The following is a 19,049-nucleotide window of genomic DNA, read 5'->3' as shown; positions in this document are numbered from 1 at the left end:
ATCATCGAGTGATTTCCGCCCAGCAGTGTGGCAGTATCTTCCCACCCTTGCACTGCTGCAAACCGAAACGGAGTCCCCCGTGAACCGACGCCCCCTGCCCCAGGACCCGATGATGCGATCCCTGATCGCCCAGGCCCGCCAGATGCAGTTGAATCGGCGCACACTGCTCGCGGGAGCCGGTGCCGGTGCGACCGCGTTGGCGCTCGCCGCGTGCTCGACGGGTGGAGGCCAGGCCAAGCCCACGGCCGCGGCCGACACCTCGGCGACCGACAAGACCGTCAACTGGGCGAACTGGGCCGCATACATCGACGAGGACGAAAGCGGCGGCTACCCCACGCTCGAGCGATTCACCGAGGAGACCGGCATCGCCGTCAACTACGAGGTCGCCGTCGACGACAACAACACGTACTACGGCAAGGTCAAGGACCAGCTCGCCCTCGGCAAGGACATCGGCGCCGACACGGCCGTGCTCACCGACTGGATGGCCGCCCGCTGGATCCGCTTCGGCTACACGCAGGAGCTGAACCACGACAACATCCCGAACATCGTGAACCTCAACCCCGCGCTGCGCGACCCCGACTTCGACAAGGGCCGGTTGCACACGCTGCCCTGGCAGGGCGGCTTCGCCGGCATCTGCTGGAACAAGGAGGCGATCCCCGGCGGCATCGAATCGGTCGAAGACCTCTGGAACTCCGACCTCAAGGGCCGCGTCGGCGTGCTCTCCGAGATGCGCGACACGATGGGGCTCATCCTGCAGCAGAACGGCGTCGACATCGCCGGCGACTGGGGCGACCCCGAGTTCGACGCAGCCATCGAGGTGCTCCGCGAGCAGGTCGAATCCGGCCAGGTGCGCAACATCAAGGGCAACTCCTACCTCGAAGACCTCAAGAGCGAGGACACGCTCGCCGCGATCTGCTGGTCGGGCGACATCACCGTCATCAACGCCGAGGCCGGCGACAAGTGGGAGTTCGCGATCCCGACCGCGGGCGGCACACTGTGGAACGACAACTTCCTCGTACCGATCGGCTCGCCGCGCAAGGCGAACGCCGAGGCGCTCATGAACTTCTACTACGACCCAGAGGTCGCTGCAGAGGTCGCCGCCTGGGTGAACTTCATCACTCCGGTCGCCGGCGCGAAGGAGGCGGCGATCGCGATCGACCCCGAGCTCGCCGAGAACCAGCTCATCTTCCCGAACGAAGAGACGCTGTCGAACGCGCACATCTTCCGATCGCTCAGCGGTGCCGAGGAGCAGAAGTACCAGGCGCAGTTCCAGAGCATCCTCCTGGGAGCGTGAGCGTGTCGGTACGCGAGTTCGCCGAACGCGGCGCAGATCTCGAGCTCGTCGGCATCCAGAAGCGATTCCCCGGCTTCACCGCGATCGAAGAGCTCGATCTCACGATCCCTGCCGGATCGTTCTTCGCCCTGCTCGGCCCCTCCGGCTGCGGCAAGACGACGACGCTGCGGCTCGTCGCCGGCCTCGAGGAGCCGACGAGCGGACGCATCCTCATCGGGGGCCGCGACGTCACGGGAACCAAGGCGCACGAGCGCCCGGTCAACACGGTGTTCCAGAGCTACGCGCTCTTCCCGCACATGTCGGTGCTCGAGAACGTCGCGTTCGGGCTCAAGCGCCGTCGCATCGGCGACGCGCTCGGCCGGGCGCACGAAGCGCTCCGGCTCGTCGAGCTCGATCACCTCGCCCAGCGCCGTCCGGCACAGCTCTCCGGTGGCCAGCAGCAGCGCGTCGCGCTGGCCCGGGCGATCGTCAACCGCCCGGCGCTGCTCCTCCTCGACGAGCCGCTCGGTGCGCTCGACCTGAAGCTCCGCCGCCAGATGCAGCTCGAACTGAAGACGATCCAAGAGGAGGTCGGCCTCACCTTCCTGCACGTCACGCACGACCAGGAGGAGGCCATGACCATGGCCGACACCGTCGCGGTCATGAACAAGGGCGCGATCGAGCAGATGGGCGCCCCGGCCGAACTCTACGAGTTGCCGCGAACCTCGTTCGTCGCGAACTTCCTGGGTCAGTCGAACCTGTTCACGGGCGACGTCGCCGGTTCGACGGATGCCGCGATCTCGGTCGACATCGCAGGGGCACGGGTGACCGTGCCTGCTGCACGGGCCCAGCGGCACACGGGCCGCGTCACCGTGGGTGTGAGACCCGAGAAGGTCACGCTGCTCCGCGAGGCGCCGGCCGCGTCTTCCGATCACAACGTCCTCGGCCCCGGACGGGTCATCGACGTGTCGTTCTCGGGCGTGAGCACGCAGTACATCGTCGCGATCCCCGGGGTCGGCACCGTCACCGTGTTCGCGCAGAACACCGGTTCGGGTCCCGTCGTCGGCGAAGGAGTCGAGGTGTGGGTGTCGTGGCCGGTCGAACACGGGTTCGGCCTCGACGATGTGGCCGAGCCGGCGGCGCGATTCGCCGCCGACGCCGACACGACGTCGATCGCAGCGCAGCGCCGTGAGGAGCTCGTCGCGGAGCTCGAGGAGGACTGACCGTGGCCTTCGCCGCCTTCCAGACCGCAGAGGTCGTGCCGCAGGCGCCGCGGAAGCGCAGCAGGATCGCCCTGTTCCTGCTGCTGCCCGGCCTGCTCTACCTCGTGCTGTTCTTCGTCACACCGCTCATCTCGCTCCTGCTCACCTCGTTGCAGCAGCCGGCGGAGTTCGGAGATATCGGCCAGTACGAGTACGCGTTCAACTGGCAGAACTACGTCACGGTGATGAGCGACTACTGGCCGCACATCGTGCGCTCCTTCGGGTACGCCCTCGCTGCCACGGTGTTCGCGCTCCTCTTCAGCTACCCGCTCGCGTACTTCATCGGCGTGAAGGCGCGGCGGTGGCCGATGCTGCAGGGGCTCATGCTCGTGCTCGTGATCGCACCGTTCTTCATCAGCTTCCTGCTCCGCACGCTCGCGTGGAAGCAGCTGCTCTCCGACGAGTCGTTCATCATCACGTCGTTGAAGGCGCTCTCGCTCATGGCGCCCGATGCGCACTTCACGGGCACCCCGTTCGCGGTGATCTTCGGTCTCACGTACAACTTCATCCCGTTCATGACCCTCCCGCTGTACACGACGCTCGAGCGGCTCGACCTGCGCTACCTCGAGGCGGGCAGCGACCTGTACGCGAATCCGTTCACGGTCTTCCGCAAGGTCACGATCCCGCTGTCGATGCCGGGCATCGTCGCGGGAACGCTGCTCACCTTCATTCCCGCTGCGGGGGACTACGTGAACGCGAGCCGCGACTTCCTCGGCGGGCCCGACACGCAGATGATGGGCAACGTGATCGAGGCGAACTTCCTCGTGCTGCTGAACTATCCGGCGGCCGCGGCGCTCTCGATCATCCTCATGGCCGCGATCCTCGTGCTCGTCGGCGTCTACGTGAAGCGATCCGGAACGGAGGACCTGCTGTGAGCGGAGAAGTCCAAGCGGCCGCCGTGCTCGGCGGCCTCGGCGAGAGTCAGGAGCTCGACTCGCGCCGCCCCGGCGGGCGGGTGCGCGGGCGTCGACTCGGGCTCGGCGACTGGCTGCTGCCGGCCTACACGATCATCGCGTTCGTGTTCCTGCTGATCCCGATCGTCTACACCTTCGTGTTCTCGTTCAACGATTCGATCAAGTCGAACATCGCCTGGCGGGGGTTCACCTTCGACAAGTGGCTGAACGTGTGCACGGTCGAGGGCGGTGCCGTGTGCGAGGCGTTCGGCAACAGCATCATCATCGGCATCGCCGCCACGGTCATCGCGACGACGCTCGGCACGATGATCGCGATCGCGCTCGTGCGCTACCGGTTCCGAGCCCGCGGCGCGATCAGCCTGCTGCTGTTCCTGCCCATGGCGACCCCCGAGGTCGTGCTCGGCGCCGGGCTCGCGGCGCAGTTCCTGGCGGTCGGCGTCGCGAAGGACATGACGACGATCATCCTGGCGCACACGATGTTCTGCATCAGCTTCGTCGTGGTGACGGTCAAGGCACGTGTCGCGAGTCTCGACCCGGCGCTCGAAGAGGCGGGCCGCGACCTGTACGGCTCGCCGTCGCAGGTGTTCTGGAGGGTGACGTTCCCGTTGCTGCTCCCGGGCATCGTCGCGGCCGCGCTGCTGTCGTTCGCACTCAGCTTCGACGACTTCATCATCACGAACTTCAACTCGGGCGCCGTCTCGACGTTCCCGAAGTACATCTACATCTCGGCGTCGCGCGGCATCCCGGCCGAGGCGAACGTCATCGCCTCGGCGGTGTTCATCTTCGCCCTGGTGCTCGTGATCGTCGCGCAGGTCTCGCGAGCGGCCCGTGCGAAACGGCTCGCGAACCTCGGCTGACCCGAACAGATCGAGGGCGCGAGCATCGGATGCCGCGGCGGGAGTGATCCCGCCGCGGCATCCGTCGTCGTGGAGCTCTCGGCGGACGCGAACGCCGGCGCGGTCGCCGGTCGCCGGTCGACTCAGACGGTGGCGCGGATGGTGCCGACGCGCTGTTCGCCGCCCATGACCCAGAGGTCGAGCTCGGTCTGCACGGCGTCGATCGCCTCGTGTTCGATCGCGCGCGACTGCGCGAGCAGCCGCAGCGCGATGATCGTCGACGCGCGTGCGGAGCCGTCGAGCACCTTGAGCGCCACCGTCGTGCCGTCGGGCGCCGTCATGACCATGACGCCTTCGGCGCCGATCTTCGCGAAGACGCCGAGTCGTTCGATCGCGACCGTGTCGGGCTGGCCGGGGCCGCCGACCGCCCAGGCGTGCTCGCGGACCGCCTCGGTGAGCGCGGCGGCCTCGCGGTACAGCGCGAACGGCGAGCCCGCGGCGGCGGTGGTGATCTTCTGGATGCCGCGACCGAGGCCGCTCAGGCTGATCGCGTGCACGGGAGCGCCGCAACCGTCGACCGCGGTCGCCGCCGGCCGTTCACCGGTGAACCGCTCGATGACGTCGAGTACGCGCTTCTGCAGCGGGTGGTCGACCTCGAGGTAGCCCTCGAGCGGCCACTCGTTGGCGACGCACGCGAGGAGCATCGCCGAGTGCTTGCCCGAGCAGTTCATGTACACGCGCTCGCGCGACCCACCCGTGCGGATGAGCTGTTCGCGCGCCGTCTGGTCTGACGGAGCCGCCGGCGGGCAGCCGAGGGCCGACTCGGGAAGCGATTCCCGCTCGAGCAACCGGCGCACGAGGGCGACGTGCGCGGCGGTGCCCGAATGGCTCGCCGTGGCGATGGCCGCGTCTTCGCCTCGGAGCGTGACGCCCGAGGTCATGACGGCGACGGCCTGAAACGGCTTCAGGCAGGACCGGGGGAAGATCGGGGTGACCACGTCGCCGAGGGCGCGCAGCACCTCGCCTTCGGGGGAGAGCACGACGGCGGAACCCGCGTGCCGGGACTCGATGAAACCATTACGCTCGACCACGGCGAGTTCGACGGCGTCAGTGACTGAGAATGTGCCGGCCACCTGCACTATCCGAGCGAGGCGAGGGCGTCGTCGAGCACGCGGAGCCCGTCTTCGATGAGCGCGTCGCTCACCGCGAGGCTGGGCAGGAAGCGCAACACGTTGCCGGAGGTGCCGGCGCTCAGGAAGAGCACCCCCTGCTGCGCGGCGAACGCGACGATCGCGGTGACGGCTTCGGCGTTCGGGGCCTTCGTGGTCTGGCCGGTGCCCGGCTGCACGAGCTCGATGGCGATCATCGCGCCCTTGCCGCGGATCTCGCCGATGACGTCGTAGCGCGCGGCGAGCTGCTCGAGCCCGGCGCGGAACGTCGCCTCGATGCGCCGGCCCTCGGCGAGGAGGTCGTGCTCCTCGATCGACTCGAACACGGCGATCGCCGCGGCGCACGCGACGGGGTTGCCGCCGAAGGTGCCGCCGAGCCCGCCGGGCTGCGAGGCGTCCATGATCTCGGCGCGGCCGGTGACCGCGGCGAGGGGGAGGCCGCCCGCGATGCCCTTCGCCGAGAGCACGAGGTCGGGCTCCCAGCCGAAGTGCTCGCTCGCGTAGTAGCGGCCGGTGCGGGCCATGCCCGACTGGATCTCGTCGGCGATCATGACGACGCCGTTCTCGGTGCACCACGCCTGCAGGATGGGGAGGTAGCCGTCAGCCGGCACCATGAAGCCGCCCTCGCCCTGGATCGGCTCGACGACGAGGCAGGCGAGGTCGCTCGCCCCGACGACCTTCTCGAGGTAGGCGATGGTGCGGGCCGCGGCGTCGGCACCAGAGAGGCCGTCGCGGTAGGGGTAGGAGCTCGGCGCGTGGTACACGTCGCCGGCGAGCGGGCCGAAGCCCGTGGCATATGGCAGCGCCTTGTAGTTCATGGCCATCGTGAGGTTGGTGCGGCCGTGGTAGGCGTGGTCGAGCACGGCGACGGCACGACGGCCCGTGTGCTTGCGCGCGATCTTGACGCCGTTCTCGACGGCCTCGGCGCCGGAGTTGACGAGCACGCTCTTCTTCTCCCAGTTGCCGGGGGTGTGCTCGGCGAGGAGCTCGGCGACGCGCACGTACTCCTCGTAGGGGGTGATCGTGAAGAGCGTGTGGATGACGTCTTGCAGCTGGTCGGCCGCGGCGGCGACGACGCGCTGCTCGGTGTGGCCGATCGTGGTCACGCCGATGCCCGCACCGAAGTCGACGAACTGGTTGCCGTCGACGTCGACGAGGATCGCGCCGTTCGCGCGCTCGATGTAGACGGGAAGGGCCGAGGAGACACCGGCCGAGACGACCTTCGATCGTCGGGCCTGCAGCTCCTGCGACTTCGGACCGGGAATCGCGGTCACGATCTTGCGCTCCTGCGGCACGGTGTAGACCGGGGCGGCGGCTGTCTGGGCGTCGATGCGGGTATCAGTCATGGTGCCTCCACCCTATCGCCGCGCCGGCGCCGGCATCGGGTGCAGAATCGGATGGCGCGGGTGGCGCGCAGGATCGGAGGAAGCATGCTCGGCGAGCACCGCTACGAACTCGAGGTCGAGTGGCAGGGCGACCGTGGAACGGGCACGTCGGGCTACCGCGACTACGGGCGTCAGCACGTCGTTCGAACGCCCGGCAAGCTGCACGACATCGCGGGATCGAGCGATCGCACGTTCCACGGCGATCGCGAGCGCTGGAACCCCGAGGAGCTGCTGCTCGCCGCGCTCAGCGAGTGCCACATGCTCTCGTACCTGCACGTCGCGACGAACCACGGCGTGGTCGTGCGCGGCTACACCGATCGCCCCGTCGGACTCATGCGGGAGGACGGCAAGGGCGGCGGGGCGTTCGTCGAGGCGGTGCTGCGGCCGCAGGTCGAGGTCGCGGATGCCTCGATGCTCGAGCTCGCGGGTGCGCTGCACGCCGAGGCCTCCGCGAAGTGCTTCATCGCCGCATCCGTCGCCTTCCCGGTGCGACACGAACCGGTGGTGGTCGTCGCGGCCTCGTCGGTCTGAGGCGACGACGCGTCGACGTCAGTCGGGCTGCAGCCCGACGGGCGGCACGGTCGGCAGCGTGGCCTCGGGGATCGGGCACGCATGCCCGCCGACGAGCCTGCTGCACGGCGGCAGGAACCCGGGGTAGCGCTCGGCCTGCGGGTCGCCGAACCAGCGGTGCCAGAGTCGCCAGAAGTTCAGGTTGCCGAAGGCCGAGCATCCGTCGCCGACCTCGGGGTCGGCCACTGCGGCCGGGTTCGGCTGGTACGGCGTGTAGTTGTACAGGTTCGCCGTGGCCTGGTTGGCGATGGTGACGGACGACGCGCCGCACGCGGCATCCGGATGGAACCCCACATCGACCGCGCCGATGCGATAGGCACGGTCGGGCTGCTCGGTGTACTGCCGGAACTGCCAGGCGGCGTTGTAGACCTGGTTGAAGAATCCGAAGTACTTCGCGTCGCAATCGGCGGTGTCCGGGCAGCCGTAGCCCGTCGCGCGGAGGTAGCCCGACTCGCTCGGCCGGGTGAGCAGCGACTGCTCCTTCTGCAGCAGCACGAGCAGGGTCTTCGGGCTCACGCCGCACGCCGCGGCGACCTTCGACACGATGCGGCTCGCGCGTTCGCGGATGCCGCCGCGGTACTCGGTGCAGTGGCCCTCGCCCGCGGCGGCCTGGGTCGTGGTGCTCTGCATGTAGTCGGCAAGGCACGGCACGCGGTCCTGCGGGCGGCAGTCGAGTCCCTCGAGGAATTCCTGGATCTCGTCTTCGCTCATCGCGCCGCTGTCGTAGAACGAGTCGTCGCTGACGATGTACCCGGGGTCGAACTCCGTCGCCTCGGGGATCGGGAGGTCGACGACGGCGGGCGCGTCGACGCGCCCGGCGGCCGCCCGTTGCACGTCGACCGGCGCGCTGCACGCCGCGAGCGTGAGCACGACAGCCGCCGTCGCGATGACGCGGCTGATGATCGAAGCGGGGCGCATCGGACTGACGATACCGGGGCGAGGCACGAAGCGGCTGGGAATCCGGTCAGATCCGCTCGCGCGGCACGACCCGGTCGGCGAGCTTGGCGAGGGCGCCCTGCGGCGGGGTCTCGTTGTAGACGCCCGCGAGCTCCTGCCCGCTGAGCGCGTGGATCGCCGACATGATCTCGTCGGTCGCAGCCCGGCGGGCGCGCCCCGAGGTCGCCTGTCCGTGGCGGCTCAGGTCGAGCGGTTCCCCGAACCGCACGGTCACCGGTCGCACTCGCGGCAGCTTCGCCCCGACGGGCTGGATCTCCTCGGTGCCGATGAGGCCGACGGGAACGACCTTCGCCCCGGTCGTCAGCGCGAGCCACGCCACGCCGGTGCGTCCACGGTAGAGGCGGCCGTCGAGCGAACGCGTGCCCTCGGGGTAGATGGCGAACGCGTTGTCGTGCTCGAGGATGCCGCGGCCCGCGTCGAGCGCGGCCTGCGCGTCGGCACCGGCGCCGCGTTCGACGCCGACCGCGCCGATCGCGGTGAAGAACGTGCGCGAGACCCAGCCGCGGAAGCCCGTGCCGGTGAAGTAGTCGTTCTTGGCGAGGAACTGCACTGGGCGGGGCGACGCGAGCGGGATCACGACGCTGTCGATGAAGGAGAGGTGGTTCGAGGCGAGGATGACGGGCCCCCGCATGGGCACGTGCTCGGCCCCGGTGATGGTCGGCCGGTAGACGAGCCGCACGAGGGGTCGGAGGAAGCCGCGGACGATGCGGTAGAGCGGACCCTGCCGTACTGGAGCTGTCACGGCGTCGCCTTCGATCTCTGTCACCGTTCGACCCTACGCGTGGCGACATGCACGCCGCGGCATATCGGATCGGCCCGCGCGTCGCCTCTTCGGCGCCGGTGCGAGAGTATGGGGGCATGGATGTCGCGGCCGAGGGCGAGCTCATCGAGCTCGAGTCCTCCGGCGTGCGCGTCGTGGTGGTGGCCCGGGGTCGCCGCGGACCCACTGCCGACACGGTGCTGTGCGGGCTGCTGGCGCACGCCACGGGAGTTCCCGCCACCGACGTCGAACTCGTGCACGCCTGCGCCGAGTGCGGGGCGCGACACGGCCGGCCGACGGTCGCGTATCCGCTCACTCCGTCGGGCGCGACCTGGTACGCCGACGTCGCCGTGTTCGGCGACGCGGTCGTGGGCGCAGCTGCCACGAGGCATCCGGTCGGTGTCGGCATCGAGTCGGCCGCGCTCGAGTCGGGAGCCGTGATCGACGAGGCGGCGTTCCATGCGAGCGAGCGGGCCGCGCTCGACCGCTTCGACCCGGCAGCGCGTGCGATCGCACGGGCGACGCTCTGGGCCCGCAAGTCCGCGCTGCTGCGTGCCATCGGCCACACCGAGTTCATCGAGCCGTCGAGGCTGGCCCTCACCCTGCCGAGCGACGACGGAGGGGTCGGCCGCATCGAGGTGAGCCCGCCCGAGTTCGGTTCCGGATGGCGCGGCATCCGCTTCCACGACATCGCCGTGCCGGGGAACCGCGCGGCGACGGTGGCCGTCCTGTCCTGATGCGCCGGCGTCTTCTCCCATACAGTGGGGACGTGCGCTCCGTCATCATCCTCGGCTCATCCGGTTCCATCGGCACTCAGGCCCTCGACGTCATCAGGGCGAACCCTCGCCGCTTCGATGTCGTCGGGCTCGCCGTCGGGTCCAATCGCGCGCTGCTCGAGGCGCAGGCCGCGGAGTTCGGGGTCGAGCACACCGCGGTCGGCATCGAGGAGGCCGAGCAGCTCGTGCGCGATGTCGATGCCGACGTCGTGCTGAACGGCATCACCGGCTCCGTCGGCCTCGGGCCGACGCTCGCCACGCTCGAACGCGGCACCACCCTCGCCCTCGCCAACAAGGAGTCCCTCATCGTGGGCGGCGATCTGGTGACCCGCCTCGCCGAGCCCGGGCAGATCGTACCCGTCGACTCCGAGCACTCGGCGATCGCCCAGGCGCTGCGCTCCGGCACCGACGACGAGGTGCGCCGGCTCGTGCTGACGGCGTCGGGTGGTCCCTTCCGCGGTCGCCGGCGCGACGAGCTCACGGCCGTCACGCCCGCCGAGGCGCTCGCGCACCCCACGTGGGACATGGGGCTCGTCGTGACCACCAACTCGGCGACGCTCGTCAACAAGGGGCTCGAGGTGATCGAGGCGCACCTGCTCTTCGATGTCGAGTACGACCGCATCGACGTCGTCGTGCACCCCCAGTCGATCGTGCACTCGATGGTCGAGTTCGTCGACGGCTCGACGATCGCGCAGGCCTCGCCGCCCGACATGCGGCTGCCGATCTCGCTGGGCCTCGACTGGCCGAACCGGGTCGCCGCAGTCGGCACCCCGCTCGACTGGACGCGCGCGCAGGAGTGGACCTTCGAGCCGCTCGACGGCGAGGCGTTCCCCGCGGTGGCCCTGGCCAAGCAGGTCGGTCGCGCCGGCGGCGAGTATCCCGCGGTGTTCAACGCGGCCAACGAGGAGGCCGTCACGGCGTTCCACGCTGGCCGTATCGGATTCCTCGACATCGTCGACACCGTGCGCGACGTCGTCGAGCAGCACGAGGCATCCGATGCCGCGCTCTCGGTCGCCTCGCTCGCCGAGGCGGAGCGCAGCGCCCGGCGTGCCGCGGAAGCCCGTATCGCCCGCATCGCCGGCTGAATCCCCAGCGCTCAGGCGCTGCTCGCCGAGCTCACAGCCGACCGACAGCGCACTCGAAGCATGCGGCACTACGCTTGCAGCCGTGGATTCCGTGCTCGCCTTCATCATCGGCGTCGTCATCATCGTGATCGGCCTCGCCGTGTCGATCGGCCTGCACGAGATCGGGCACCTGGTGCCCGCGAAGATCTTCGGTGTCAAGGTCACGCAGTACATGATCGGCTTCGGCCCGACCGTCTGGTCGCGCCGGAAGGGCGAGACCGAGTACGGCCTGAAGGCCATCCCGCTCGGCGGGTACATCTCGATGATCGGCATGTTCCCGCCCGCCAAGGGCGAACGCGTGCACGCCGACAGCACCGGCTTCTTCCGCGGGCTCGTGCAGGACGCCCGCGATTCGAGCACCGAGTCGATCACGCCCGGCGACGAGCACCGCGCGTTCTACCTGCTGCCCGTATGGAAGCGCATCATCGTCATGTTCGGCGGGCCGTTCATGAACCTCCTGCTCGCAGTGGTGCTCTTCGGCGTGCTGCTCATGGGCTTCGGCGTGGCCCAGGCCTCGACGACCGTCGGCTCGGTCTCGGCCTGTGCACTGCCCGCGACCAGTGAACGCCAGACCTGCGAGCCGGGGGATCCGGCCGCACCGGGTGCCGCCGCCGGCATCGAGCCGGGCGATGTCATCGTCTCGGTCGCCGGCGAGCCGATCGAGTCGTGGAACGAGTCGACCGCGATCATCCGTTCGCACCCGGGCGAGCCCGTCGCCTTCGTCGTCGAGCGCGACGGCGAGACCGTCGAGCTCGAGGTCACCCCGATGCTCAGCGAGCGCTACGTGCTCGACGAGAAGGGCCAGATCGCGACGGATGCCTCCGGCACCCAGTTGACCGAATCGGCCGGGTTCGTCGGCATCGGCGCCGCGACCGAGATCGTGCAGCAGCCGGTGACCGCGGTACTGCCCGCCGTGGGCGAGAACGTGGCCGGCGTCGCCGGAATCATCCTGAACCTGCCGCAACGCATCGTCGACGTCGCGAACGCCGCCTTCGGACCCGAGGAGCGCGACCCCAACGGCCCGATGTCGGTCGTCGGCGTCGGTCGGCTCGCCGGCGAGATCGCGACCATCGACGAGATCCCGATCGCCTCGAAGGCGGCCACCATGATCGGCATCCTCGGATCGCTGAACATCGCCCTCTTCGTCTTCAACCTCATTCCGCTGCTGCCGCTCGACGGCGGGCACATCGCCGGCGCCCTCTGGGAGGGCATCCGTCGGGGCTTCGCGAAGCTCTTCCGCCGCCCCGATCCCGGACCCGTCGACCTTGCGAAGCTCATGCCCGTGACCCTTGCCGTCGTCGTCATCTTCGGCGCGATGAGCGCGCTCCTGATCTACGCGGACATCGTCAAGCCGGTGCAGCTGTTCTGAGCGCACCGCTGATCGCCCGCATCGCGGCACGAACCGGCTCGTACTCCGCAGGGAGTAGCGAGTGAGTCTTCGCGGGGCCGATTCGGGCTGGCGGCGCCGGCGATACGATCTGGGGATGCCCGTGCCCCAGTGGGACGGTCGCCCCGAACGATTCCGGCCGCCGCCGGGCTTCGTGCTGTTCGCGCCGGTCGTCATCAGTCTCCTCGTGCAGGTTCCCGCGGCGATCGGCATCGCCGTGTGGACGAACGTCGGGTGGGCCGCGGGCATCGGCCAGGTCGCACTCGCGGCGGCGGGTCCGCTGGCGCTGCTCGGGGCACGGAGATTCCCCGGCCCGACCGTCGCGGTGGTCGCCGCCGCCGCGCTCGCCGACCTCGTGCTGACACCCGATGTCGGGCCGCCGTACATCGCCGTGGCGTTCGCGATCGTGCTCGCCGTCGCGCGCGGCGCCGTCATCTGGGCGGTCTCCTCGGTGGTCGTGGCATGGGTCGCCGCCATCGTGCTGGCCTCGGTCGTCGGCACCACGTGGCATCCGTTCCGCATCGCGTTCACGACGCTCGTGCTCGCCGTGTGCTTCGGCATCGGGTGGTTCGTGCGGGTGCGACGTGCACGGGCGTCGGCCTTCCGCGCGGAGGCGATGCGGCGCCGCCAGAGCGCCGAGGAGCGCGAGCGCGTGCGCATCGCCCGCGAGCTGCACGACGTCATCGGGCACGCCTTGTCGCAGATCAACGTGCAGGCGAGTGTCGGCCTGCACCTCATGGACCGCGACCCCGAGCAGGCTCGCACGGCGCTCGGCAGCATCAAGGAGACCTCGAAGTCGGCGCTCGACGAGGTGCGTACGGTGCTCGGCGTCATCCGCGACGGCGAGGCGCCGCTCGTGCCGCAGGCCGAGCTCGCCGAGCTGCCGAGGCTCGTGCGCGGCATCCGCTCGCCCGATCTCGACGCGCGCCTCGTCGACCGGCTCTCGGAGCCGCCGAGGCGGGCCGTGCAGTTCGCCGGCTATCGCATCGCGCAGGAGGCGCTGACCAACGTCGTGCGGCATGCCGGTGCCACGCAGGCGGTCGTCACCGTGGAACGCGCGGACGACGAGTTCGTGCTCACGGTCGACGACGACGGTGCAGGGCAGGTCGTCGTCGCGGGCGCAGGCACCGACGAGTTCGACGCCGCGGACCACGGTGACGGCACCGGCATCCTCGGCATGCGCGAGCGTGCAGCCCTCCTCGGCGGCTCGGTCGAGCTCGGCGCCTCGCCGCTCGGCGGCACCCGCGTCACCGCGCGCCTGCCGTGGGGAGGTGTGGCATGATCCGCGTCGCGCTCGCCGACGACCAGGTGCTCGTGCGCGCCGGCTTCCGCGCGCTGCTCGCGGCAGAAGACGACGTCGAGGTCGTCGGCGAGGCGTCGACCGGTGCCGAGCTGCTGGAGCTCGTGCGGCGTGACCCCGTCGACGTCGTGCTCATGGACATCCGCATGCCCGACGGCGACGGGCTCTGGGCGACCGAGCAGATCGCCGCCGACCCCCGGCTCGCGGGGGTGCACGTCGTGATCGTGACGACGTTCGAACTCGACGAGTACGTCGCCAGGGCCGTGCGCGCGGGGGCGAGCGGATTCCTCGTCAAGGACACCGAGCCCGTCGACCTCATCCGTGCGGTGCGGGTCGTCGCGAGCGGCGAGGCGCTGCTCTCGCCCGGCGTGACGAAGCGGCTCCTCGAGCGCATGTCGATCGGGCTCAGGGACGCCCCCGACGAGGCGCTGCTCGCCGCACTCACCGATCGGGAACGCGAGGTGCTGCGCCTCGTGGGCCTCGGCCTCACGAACGACGAGATCGCCGAACGGCTTGTGCTCAGCCCCCTGACCGCGAAGACCCACGTCTCGCGCATCATGTCGAAGCTCGCGGCGCGCGACCGCGTGCACCTCGTGGTCGTCGCCTACGAGTCGGGGCTCGTCGCGCCCGGCTGGCAGTAGCCGCGGCATCCACAACTGCTCCCGGGGGAGCAGTCGAAGTGACTCCGCCGGGCGGATTCGCGGAGACCTCCGGCTCGCGAGACTCGGATCGACGGCCTGAACCGCAGGCCGCACGATCACTGGAGACATCATGCTCGCCACCCTCGCCACCACCGCGGTGGTCACCCACGCCGGCCCCTGGGCGGCCGGGTTCGGATGGGTCTTCTTCCTCATCCCGATCTTCTGGTTCCTCGTCATCGGCCTGATCATCTTCCTGGTCACGCGCGGCCGTCGCCGCTACTGGGCGAACGGCGGCCCCGACGGGTCGTACGGCCCGCCGTGGATGCGCACCGGCACCGCCGAGTCGACCCTCTCCGAGCGCTTCGCCAAGGGCGACATCGACGAGACCGAGTACCGCGCGCGCCTCGAGGTGCTGCGGGCCAACCGGCCCAACGCCTCCTGAGCGCACTTCGAGGGGCGGATGCCGCGGCATCCGCCCCTCGACTGCGTCACCGGCCGTCGAGCGCGCCGCTACCGGTCGAGCGCCCGATGCAGTGCCTCCGCCTGGTGCCGATGGCCGATGGTCTCGTAGCCGACGATGACGACGAGCGGGGCGCACGCGGCGAGCACGATGCCGACCGCCATGCTCGCACCGGCCACGACGGCGAGCACGGAGATGCAGAGCGCCACCATGCTGAGCACGAACAGCAGGATGTGGAACCGGTCGAACTCGCGCAGCAGCAGCGAGTAGATCGTGAAGAGCGCGATGAGGAAGAGGCCGACGGGCACCGCGACCGTGAGCATCGCCGCCACCTCGCCGATGTGGGCGGTCCCATCGATCTCGAACGCCGCGACATGCAGCCCGGCCCCGGTCGCCGCGATCGACCCGAAGATCACGAGATGGCCGTAGCCCCACACGAATCCGCGTTCCCTGAACCGGTGCAGCACCTTCGCCGATGGCATCGTGAAGTAGACCCACCACATTCCGAATGCGAGCGCAGTGCCGCCGAAGGCGACGAGCACGGCATCGACGCTCCATTCGTGCTGCTTTTCGATCACGGCGGAGATCGTGAGGATCGTGCCGAGCACGACCTCGCCGAGCGTGATGATGACGAGCAGGCCGTAGCGTTCCGCGATGTGATGGGCGTGCCAGGGCGTGCCGCCGATGCGCCGCTCGATCAGGTACGGCCCGAGCAGTTCGAGTGTGCCGAGCACCGCGAAGAGGCCGAGCATGACGGGCAGTGAGGGGTTGATGAAGATCGTGGTCACCCAGCCGACCTGGATCACCCCGACGACGGTCGCGTAGGCGAGCGCGCTGCGCCGATGCGCGGGATCGTGGCGGGCGATCCGCAACCACAGCGCCACGGTGGCGACCCGCATGACGACGTAGCCCGCGACCACCACTCCGTTGTCGAGGTGCTCGCCCTCGTCGATCGAGCGGAACATCGGCGGCAGTCCGAGCGCCAGCACGAGCACGCCGAGCATCTGCACCATGGTCGCGACCCGGAAGAAGACGTCGTCGTTGTCGTAGGCCGACGCGAGCCAGGAGTAGTTGATCCAGGCGAGGCAGATCGCGAAGACGGCGATCGTGAACCCGATGAACGCCGGCGTGAAGTGCCCGATCTCGAGCAGGTGCGCCGCCTGCGTGCCCGCCTGGCTGAACGCCACGACGAAGGTCAGGTCGAAGAGCAGCTCGAGCGGCGTCGCGGTGCGGTGCGGCTCGTCGGGGTCGCGCCCGACCATGCGCCGCAGCCGGTGGTCGAGCGGAGGGTGAACGGATGCCCCGGTGCCCGCGTCGCTCGCGGCGCCCAGGTCACCTGGCTGGCGATCGGCCATGCTCGGACCCTCCCGTCGGCGCGCGGGCGGCGCCGGTGGCTAATGCTGCCACAGGCGCCGCCTCGCGCGCAGGACGCGCGACGAGTCGGGACGTGCTCGGATCAGCGGGAGAGCAGCAGCGCCTCGCCCTGGCCGCCGCCGCCGCAGAGCGCGACGGCCGCGCGACCCTCGCCGCGGCGCGAGAGCTCGAGGGCGGCGTGCAGCGCGAGACGCGCGCCTGATGCCCCGATGGGGTGGCCGAGGGCGATCGCGCCGCCGTGCACGTTGACGACGTCGGCGCCGATGCCGAGTTCGCGGGCGGACTCGAGCGAGACCGCCGCGAACGCCTCGTTGATCTCGACGAGGTCGAGTTCGGCCGCGCTGCCGCCGGACTTCTCGAGCGCTGCGGCGATCGCGTTGGCCGGCTGCGCGTGCAGCGAGTTGTCGGGTCCGGCGACTTGGCCGGCCGCGCCGACGAGGGCGAGCCAGGGGAGTCCTCGGGACTCGGCCCACTCCCGGCTGGCGACCACGACGGCGGCGGCGCCGTCGGAGAGCGGCGAGGAGTTGCCCGCCGTGATGGTGCCCTCGGCGCTGAACGCCGGGCGCAGCCTCGCGAGCACCTCGACGGTGGAGTCGGGTCGCACGCCCTGGTCTTCGGCGACGACCACGGGGTCGCCCTTGCGCTGCGGGATCTCGACCGGCACGATCTCATCGGCGAAGAGGCCCTCGGCCTGTGCGGCGCCGGCGCGCACGTGGGATGCCGCGGCGATCTCGTCCTGGGCTTCGCGGGTGATCTCGTAGCGGCCGTTGAAGCGCTCGGTCGAGGCGCCCATCGATTCGCGGTCGAAGGCGTCGGTGAGTCCGTCGTGGGCGGCGTGGTCGAGCATCTCCCACGATCCGTAGGCCTGGCCGCGACGGGAGCCGGGCAGCAGGTGCGGGGCGTTCGTCATCGACTCCTGGCCGCCGGCCACGACGACGGATGCCTCGCCGAGGCGGATGAGCCTCGCGGCATCCGTGATGGCGACGAGCCCCGACAGGCAGACCTTGTTGACGGTGGTGGCGGGCACGCGCCACGGGACGCCTGCGGCGACGGCGGACTGCTTCGCGGGATTCTGGCCGGCACCGGCCTGGAGCACCTGGCCCATGATCACGGCGTCGACGTCGGCGGGGGAGACCCCGGCCTTCTCGAGCGCGCCGCGGATCGCGACGGTGCCGAGCTCGACCGCCGTCTGGCCCGCGAGGTTGCCGTTGATGCGGGCGAACGGGGTGCGTGCCCCCGCGATGATGACGACGTCGGGTAGGGACATGTTCAGGACTCCTTCGTCAGTACGCGGCTCTTGCGCGTTGGAACCATTCTACGATTCAGTTAGTGAGTATTCACCGACGGATCCGTCGGTGGAGCACTTTCGTCGACATGGAGGTCGCGAACATGACACTCGACAAAGTCGTCGGGTCCGCTCAAGAGGCGGTCTCCGACATCCCTTCAGGGGCCAGTCTCGCCGTCGGCGGATTCGGACTCTGCGGCATCCCGATGGTGCTGATCCAGGCCCTGCTCGATGCAGGGGTCGACGGGCTCTCCGTCGTCTCGAACAACTGCGGCGTCGACGACTGGGGTCTCGGCGTACTGCTCGCCGAGCAGCGCATCGCCAAGATGACCTCGTCGTACGTGGGCGAGAACAAGGAGTTCGAGCGGCAGTACCTCTCGGGCGAGCTCGAGCTCGAGCTCACCCCGCAGGGCACGCTCGCCGAGAAGCTGCGGGCGGGAGGCAGCGGCATCGCCGCGTTCTTCACCCAGACCGGCGTCGGCACGCAGGTCGCCGAGGGCGGGCTGCCGCGGCGCTACCACGCCGACGGCACGATCGCCGTCGCGAGTCCCGTGAAGCCCGTGCAGACGTTCGACGTGGCCGGGGTGCCGCGGGAGTTCGTGCTCGAGGAGGCCATCACGACCGACTTCTCGCTCGTGCACGCGCTGAAGGGCGACCGCTACGGCAACCTCGTCTTCGACAAGTCGGCCCGCAATTTCTCGCCGCTCGCGGCGATGGCGGGTCGGGTCTGCATCGCGCAGGTCGAGGAGATCGTCGAGGCCGGCGAACTCGACCCCGACGCCGTGCACCTGCCGGGCATCTACGTCGACCGCATCGTGGTCGTCGGCTCCGACATCGAGAAGCGCATCGAACGCCGCACCGTGCGGGAGGGGAACTGAGATGGCACTGACCCGCTTCGAGATGGCCGCCAGGGCCGCCCGCGAACTCGCCGACGGCTCCTACGTGAACCTCGGCATCGGCCTGCCCACGCTCGTGCCGAACTACGTGCCCGACGGGGTCACGATCCTCCTGCAGTCCGAGAACGGCATCCTCGGCGTCGGGCCGTACCCGACCGACGACGCCGTCGACCCCGACCTCATCAACGCCGGCAAGGAGACGGTGACGGTGCTGCCCGGTGCCGCCTACTTCGACTCGGCGACGAGCTTCGGCATGATCCGTGGCGGCAAGATCGACGCCGCCATCCTCGGCGCCATGCAGGTCTCGGCCACCGGCGACCTCGCAAACTGGATGATCCCCGGCAAGATGGTGAAGGGCCCGGGCGGCGCGATGGACCTCGTGCACGGCGCGCGCAAGGTGATCGTGCTCATGGAGCACGTCGCGAAAGACGGTTCGGCGAAGATCGTGAACGAGTGCTCGCTGCCCCTCACCGGCCGCGCGGTCGTGCACCGCATCATCACCGACCTCGCCGTCATCGACGTCACACCGGAGGGGCTGCGTCTCGTCGAGTGCGCCCCCGGCGTGACGGTCGACGAGGTCGTCGCCGCGACGGAGCCGCCGCTCCTGACGGACTGAACGAGGCGGTTCGTGCCGCGGTCGCATCAGTGCCGACCCTGACGTTGGGATTCCGCACCGTGCC

General features: G+C 70.1%; 19 protein-coding genes. 13 read left to right on the top strand and 6 right to left on the bottom strand.

What is annotated here, in order from left to right:
• Window positions 1-79: 79 nt before the first annotated feature.
• From BUR99_RS15345 to BUR99_RS15330, 4 genes are all read left to right on the top strand, one after another.
• Window positions 80-1,294, top strand: a complete 1,215-nt coding sequence (locus tag BUR99_RS15345; RefSeq protein ID WP_234980879.1) for an ABC transporter substrate-binding protein — start codon at window positions 80-82, stop codon at window positions 1,292-1,294.
• 2 nt (window positions 1,295-1,296) lie between these two features.
• Window positions 1,297-2,496: an ABC transporter ATP-binding protein gene (locus tag BUR99_RS15340; RefSeq protein ID WP_074261246.1), complete on the top strand. Its 1,200-nt coding sequence runs from the start codon at window positions 1,297-1,299 to the stop codon at window positions 2,494-2,496.
• A gap of 2 nt (window positions 2,497-2,498) precedes the next feature.
• Window positions 2,499-3,410, top strand: a complete 912-nt coding sequence (locus BUR99_RS15335) for an ABC transporter permease (RefSeq protein ID WP_074261245.1) — start codon at window positions 2,499-2,501, stop codon at window positions 3,408-3,410.
• 80 nt (window positions 3,411-3,490) lie between these two features.
• A complete protein-coding gene (locus BUR99_RS15330; protein WP_074261616.1) occupies window positions 3,491-4,306 on the top strand; it encodes an ABC transporter permease in 816 nt (271 codons plus the stop codon).
• 122 nt (window positions 4,307-4,428) lie between these two features.
• Here BUR99_RS15330 and BUR99_RS15325 read toward each other — a convergent pair whose 3' ends face one another.
• Complete coding sequence (locus tag BUR99_RS15325) at window positions 4,429-5,418, bottom strand: asparaginase (RefSeq protein WP_143231673.1); 990 nt, start codon at window positions 5,416-5,418, stop codon at window positions 4,429-4,431.
• 5 nt (window positions 5,419-5,423) lie between these two features.
• On the bottom strand, window positions 5,424-6,800 hold the full coding sequence (gabT, locus tag BUR99_RS15320) for a 4-aminobutyrate--2-oxoglutarate transaminase (RefSeq protein ID WP_074261244.1): 1,377 nt from the start codon (window positions 6,798-6,800) through the stop codon (window positions 5,424-5,426).
• An 84-nt stretch (window positions 6,801-6,884) separates the two neighbouring features.
• On the opposite strand from gabT, the gene BUR99_RS15315 reads away from it, so the two are divergent.
• Window positions 6,885-7,370 carry an OsmC family protein gene (locus BUR99_RS15315; protein WP_074261243.1) on the top strand — a complete coding sequence of 162 codons (486 nt, stop codon included), beginning with the start codon at window positions 6,885-6,887 and terminating at the stop codon, window positions 7,368-7,370.
• An 18-nt stretch (window positions 7,371-7,388) separates the two neighbouring features.
• Here the strand turns inward: BUR99_RS15315 and BUR99_RS15310 are convergent, their stop codons facing one another.
• Both BUR99_RS15310 and BUR99_RS15305 read right to left on the bottom strand, forming a co-directional pair.
• The gene (locus BUR99_RS15310) at window positions 7,389-8,327 is read right to left on the bottom strand and encodes a hypothetical protein (protein ID WP_074261242.1); all 939 of its coding nucleotides are present in this window, start codon (window positions 8,325-8,327) and stop codon (window positions 7,389-7,391) included.
• Window positions 8,328-8,373: 46 nt separating this feature from the next.
• Entirely contained in the window at window positions 8,374-9,132 is a 759-nt protein-coding gene (locus tag BUR99_RS15305; RefSeq protein ID WP_074261241.1) for a lysophospholipid acyltransferase family protein, read from the bottom strand.
• Window positions 9,133-9,224: 92 nt separating this feature from the next.
• Here BUR99_RS15305 and BUR99_RS15300 point away from each other — a divergent pair, with 92 nt between their 5' ends.
• The 6 genes from BUR99_RS15300 (at window position 9,225) to BUR99_RS15275 (ending at window position 14,796) form a co-directional block, all read left to right on the top strand.
• On the top strand, window positions 9,225-9,863 hold the full coding sequence (locus BUR99_RS15300; protein ID WP_143231672.1) for a 4'-phosphopantetheinyl transferase family protein: 639 nt from the start codon (window positions 9,225-9,227) through the stop codon (window positions 9,861-9,863).
• A gap of 32 nt (window positions 9,864-9,895) precedes the next feature.
• Entirely contained in the window at window positions 9,896-10,987 is a 1,092-nt protein-coding gene (gene dxr, locus BUR99_RS15295) for a 1-deoxy-D-xylulose-5-phosphate reductoisomerase (RefSeq protein ID WP_074261239.1), read from the top strand.
• 82 nt (window positions 10,988-11,069) lie between these two features.
• Window positions 11,070-12,395 carry a M50 family metallopeptidase gene (locus BUR99_RS15290; RefSeq protein WP_234980878.1) on the top strand — a complete coding sequence of 442 codons (1,326 nt, stop codon included), beginning with the start codon at window positions 11,070-11,072 and terminating at the stop codon, window positions 12,393-12,395.
• Between the two features lie 115 nt (window positions 12,396-12,510).
• Window positions 12,511-13,695 carry a sensor histidine kinase gene (locus tag BUR99_RS15285; RefSeq protein WP_074261238.1) on the top strand — a complete coding sequence of 395 codons (1,185 nt, stop codon included), beginning with the start codon at window positions 12,511-12,513 and terminating at the stop codon, window positions 13,693-13,695.
• The gene (locus BUR99_RS15280; protein ID WP_074261237.1) at window positions 13,692-14,354 is read left to right on the top strand and encodes a response regulator transcription factor; all 663 of its coding nucleotides are present in this window, start codon (window positions 13,692-13,694) and stop codon (window positions 14,352-14,354) included. Before BUR99_RS15285 ends, BUR99_RS15280 begins: the two co-directional genes overlap by 4 nt.
• Window positions 14,355-14,484: 130 nt before the next feature.
• The gene (locus BUR99_RS15275; RefSeq protein WP_074261236.1) at window positions 14,485-14,796 is read left to right on the top strand and encodes an SHOCT domain-containing protein; all 312 of its coding nucleotides are present in this window, start codon (window positions 14,485-14,487) and stop codon (window positions 14,794-14,796) included.
• Between the two features lie 68 nt (window positions 14,797-14,864).
• Here the strand turns inward: BUR99_RS15275 and BUR99_RS15270 are convergent, their stop codons facing one another.
• Entirely contained in the window at window positions 14,865-16,169 is a 1,305-nt protein-coding gene (locus BUR99_RS15270) for a low temperature requirement protein A (RefSeq protein WP_234980877.1), read from the bottom strand.
• 101 nt (window positions 16,170-16,270) lie between these two features.
• A complete protein-coding gene (locus BUR99_RS15265; protein WP_074261235.1) occupies window positions 16,271-17,455 on the bottom strand; it encodes an acetyl-CoA C-acetyltransferase in 1,185 nt (394 codons plus the stop codon).
• Between the two features lie 122 nt (window positions 17,456-17,577).
• Here BUR99_RS15265 and BUR99_RS15260 point away from each other — a divergent pair, with 122 nt between their 5' ends.
• A complete protein-coding gene (locus tag BUR99_RS15260; protein WP_074261612.1) occupies window positions 17,578-18,351 on the top strand; it encodes a CoA transferase subunit A in 774 nt (257 codons plus the stop codon).
• A 1-nt stretch (window position 18,352) separates the two neighbouring features.
• A complete protein-coding gene (locus tag BUR99_RS15255; RefSeq protein ID WP_074261234.1) occupies window positions 18,353-18,985 on the top strand; it encodes a CoA transferase subunit B in 633 nt (210 codons plus the stop codon).
• Window positions 18,986-19,049 lie beyond the last annotated feature (64 nt).

It is taken from the genome of Agromyces cerinus subsp. cerinus (assembly GCF_900142065.1).
GTDB classification, from domain to species: domain Bacteria; phylum Actinomycetota; class Actinomycetes; order Actinomycetales; family Microbacteriaceae; genus Agromyces; species Agromyces cerinus.
Note: the sequence above shows the minus strand (reverse complement) of the source record. Positions and strands in the feature narration are given on the sequence as shown.

Bases quoted from the DNA above. Each gene is read 5' to 3' on its own strand.
- gabT (WP_074261244.1), bottom strand. From the start codon at position 6,800: ATGACTGATACCCGCATCGACGCCCAGACAGCCGCCGCCCCGGTCTAC.
- BUR99_RS15315 (WP_074261243.1), top strand. From the start codon at position 6,885: ATGCTCGGCGAGCACCGCTACGAACTCGAGGTCGAGTGGCAGGGCGAC.
- BUR99_RS15310 (WP_074261242.1), bottom strand. From the start codon at position 8,327: ATGCGCCCCGCTTCGATCATCAGCCGCGTCATCGCGACGGCGGCTGTC.
- BUR99_RS15300 (WP_143231672.1), top strand. From the start codon at position 9,225: ATGGATGTCGCGGCCGAGGGCGAGCTCATCGAGCTCGAGTCCTCCGGC.
- BUR99_RS15285 (WP_074261238.1), top strand. From the start codon at position 12,511: ATGCCCGTGCCCCAGTGGGACGGTCGCCCCGAACGATTCCGGCCGCCG.
- BUR99_RS15280 (WP_074261237.1), top strand. From the start codon at position 13,692: ATGATCCGCGTCGCGCTCGCCGACGACCAGGTGCTCGTGCGCGCCGGC.
- BUR99_RS15275 (WP_074261236.1), top strand. From the start codon at position 14,485: ATGCTCGCCACCCTCGCCACCACCGCGGTGGTCACCCACGCCGGCCCC.
- BUR99_RS15270 (WP_234980877.1), bottom strand. From the start codon at position 16,169: ATGGCCGATCGCCAGCCAGGTGACCTGGGCGCCGCGAGCGACGCGGGC.
- BUR99_RS15265 (WP_074261235.1), bottom strand. From the start codon at position 17,455: ATGTCCCTACCCGACGTCGTCATCATCGCGGGGGCACGCACCCCGTTC.
- BUR99_RS15260 (WP_074261612.1), top strand. From the start codon at position 17,578: ATGACACTCGACAAAGTCGTCGGGTCCGCTCAAGAGGCGGTCTCCGAC.
- BUR99_RS15255 (WP_074261234.1), top strand. From the start codon at position 18,353: ATGGCACTGACCCGCTTCGAGATGGCCGCCAGGGCCGCCCGCGAACTC.